Origin of the sequence: Nocardioides sp., assembly GCF_024509035.1 — a bacterium.
In the GTDB taxonomy this organism is placed as follows: Bacteria; Actinomycetota; Actinomycetes; order Propionibacteriales; family Nocardioidaceae; genus Nocardioides.
Map to the genome: position 1 here is coordinate 1 of NZ_JANINT010000444.1, position 2,621 is coordinate 2,621.

Annotated in this window: 3 protein-coding genes; all 3 read right to left on the minus strand. The window is 72.8% G+C overall.

The window, feature by feature from the left end; genetic code table 11:
* The coding region (proB, locus tag Q0L15_RS24130) for a glutamate 5-kinase (protein WP_296607398.1) at window positions 1–662 on the minus strand (662 nt) is incomplete at its 3' end.
* Complete coding sequence (obgE, locus tag Q0L15_RS24135) at window positions 659–2,194, minus strand: GTPase ObgE (protein ID WP_296607399.1); 1,536 nt, start codon at window positions 2,192–2,194, stop codon at window positions 659–661. The genes proB and obgE, both read right to left, overlap by 4 nt.
* Window positions 2,195–2,316: 122 nt before the next feature.
* On the minus strand, window positions 2,317–2,571 hold the full coding sequence (gene rpmA, locus Q0L15_RS24140) for a 50S ribosomal protein L27 (RefSeq protein ID WP_296607400.1): 255 nt from the start codon (window positions 2,569–2,571) through the stop codon (window positions 2,317–2,319).
* Between the last annotated feature and the right edge of the window lie 50 nt (window positions 2,572–2,621).

Genomic DNA, 2,621 nt, shown 5'->3' on the forward strand with positions numbered 1-2,621 from the left:
TGCATGCCGCCGGTGCCGAGTCCGGCGGCGCCGGTCTTGCCGATGCGTACGTCGACGAGGTCGTCGACCGAGACCACGTCCGGGACCAGTGCGCTGCCCGGCGCGGACGGGTCGGCGTCGTAGAGGCCGTCGACGTCCGAGAGCAGCACGAGCAGGTCGGCATGGACGAGGTGCGCCACCAGGGCCGCCAGGCGGTCGTTGTCGCCGAAGCGGATCTCGCTGGTCGCGACCGTGTCGTTCTCGTTGACGATCGGCAGCACGCCGAGCTCGAGCAGCTTGGCGAAGGTCTGGTAGGCGTTGCGGTAGTGCGAGCGCCGGGTCACGTCGTCGACGGTGAGCAGCACCTGACCGGTGATGACGCCGTGCTGGGCGAGCTCCTCGGTGTAGCGGTGCACGAGCAGGCCCTGACCGACCGAGGCGGCGGCCTGCTGGGCCGGCAACGACCGTGGCCGACGGCGCAGCCCGAGCGGCGCGAGGCCGGCCGCGATGGCGCCCGAGGACACCAGCACGACCTCGGCGCCACGAGCGCGCAGCTTGGCCAGCACGTCCACGAGCTCGCGCACCCGCACGGGGTCGATGCCGCCTGCGGCCGTGGTGAGGGAGGAGGAGCCGACCTTGACGACGACCCGGGTCGCCTCGGTGACCTCGCGCCGGACGCTCATCGGGCCGGGTCGTCCTCGGCCCAGTCGGGGTCGTCGGCCCCGCCGATCTCGTAGGACTGCGGACCGTAGGTCTCGGGGCGGTCGAGCCGGCGGGCCACGTCGGCGCGCGTCTCGCCCTCGGCCCGGTCGGACATCGCCTCGTCGATCGCCCGGCGACGCCGCGCGGCGGGCCGCGAGTCCTCGAAACGCTGGTCCTCACCGCGCCGGCTGAGGATCTCGGCGGCCGAGTCGATGCCCGGCTTGAAGTCGAAGACGACCGCGTTGGTCGGGTCGCCGATCAGGACGGTGTCGCCCTCCTCCGCGCCCAGCTGGACCAGCCGCTGCTCGACGCCGAGGCGGTTGAGCCGGTCGGCGAGGTAGCCGACGGCCTCGTCGTTGCTGAAGTCGGTCTGGCGCACCCACCGCTCGGGCTTGTCGCCGCGGACCTGCCAACCGTCGGGGGTCGCGGTGACGGTGAAGGAGTCGCTGCCGTCGGCCGACGGCGGACGCAGCACGATGCGGGTCGCCTCGAGGATCGGCTTGGCGGCGCGGGCCGCCTCGACGATCGCGGCCATCGCGAACGTCAGCTCGCGCAACCCCTCTCCCGACGCGGCCGAGACCGAGAAGACCTGCAGGCCGCGCTCGCGCAGCTCGTCGACGACGAACCCGGCGATGTCGCGGCCGTCGGGGACGTCGACCTTGTTGAGCGCCACCAGGCGCGGCCGGTCCTCGAGTCCGCCGTAGCGGGTCAGCTCGTTCTCGATCACGTCGAGGTCGTCGACCGGGTTGCGTCCCGGCTCGATGCTCGCCGTGTCGATGACGTGCACGATCGCCGCGCAGCGCTCGATGTGGCGCAGGAAGTCGTGGCCCAGCCCGCGGCCCTCGCTCGCCCCCTCGATGAGCCCGGGGACGTCGGCGACGGTGAACGTCGTGTCGCCGGCCGTGACCACGCCGAGGTTGGGCACCAGCGTGGTAAACGGGTAGTCGGCGATCTTGGGCCGAGCCCGCGACATCGCGGCGATCAGGCTGGACTTGCCCGCGCTGGGGAAGCCGACGAGGCCGATGTCGGCGACGACCTTGAGCTCGAGGACGATCTCGAGCTCCTCGCCGGGCTCGCCGAGCAGCGCGAAGCCCGGGGCCTTGCGCTTGGCCGAGGCCAGCGCGGCGTTGCCGAGCCCACCGCGACCGCCTTGGGCGACGACCAGCTCGGTGCCGGGTCCGACCAGGTCGGCGAAGACGTTGCCCGCGCGGTCACTGACGACGGTGCCGTCGGGCACCGGCAGGACCAGGTCGGCGCCGTGGGCGCCGTTGCGGTGGGCACCCGCGCCGTGGCCACCGTTCTCGGCGCGGCGCTTGGGGCTGTGGTGGTAGTCCAGGAGCGTGGTCACTCCCGGGTCGACGCGCAGGATCACCGAGCCGCCGGGGCCGCCGTTCCCGCCGTCGGGCCCGCCGAGGGGCTTGAACTTCTCGCGGTGCACGGAGGCGACGCCGTGGCCGCCCCGTCCCGCGCTGACGTGCAGCGTCACGCGGTCGACGAAGGTCGGGACTGCCATGGTGCCTACTCTCGGTGGATCACGACCGTCGGGCGCTGCGCGAGCGGACCGACGAGGGAGAAATGCGAAGGGCGTCCCGAGATCGGGACGCCCTTCGAGATGCTGCGGGTGCGAGCGTCAGGTCACTCGCCCGGGACGATGTTCACGACGCGACGGCCGCGACGGGTGCCGAACTGCACCGCACCGCCGACCAGCGCGAACAGCGTGTCGTCGCCACCGCGACCCACGCCGGCGCCCGGGTGGAAGTGGGTGCCCCGCTGGCGCACGATGATCTCGCCGGCGTTGACGACCTGGCCGCCGTAGCGCTTGACGCCGAGGCGCTGGGAGTTGGAGTCGCGGCCGTTCTTGGTGGACGCCGCGCCCTTCTTGTGTGCCATTTCGTGTCCTTCTCGGGGTGCTCGAGCTCGTCGCTCAGAGGGAGATGTCG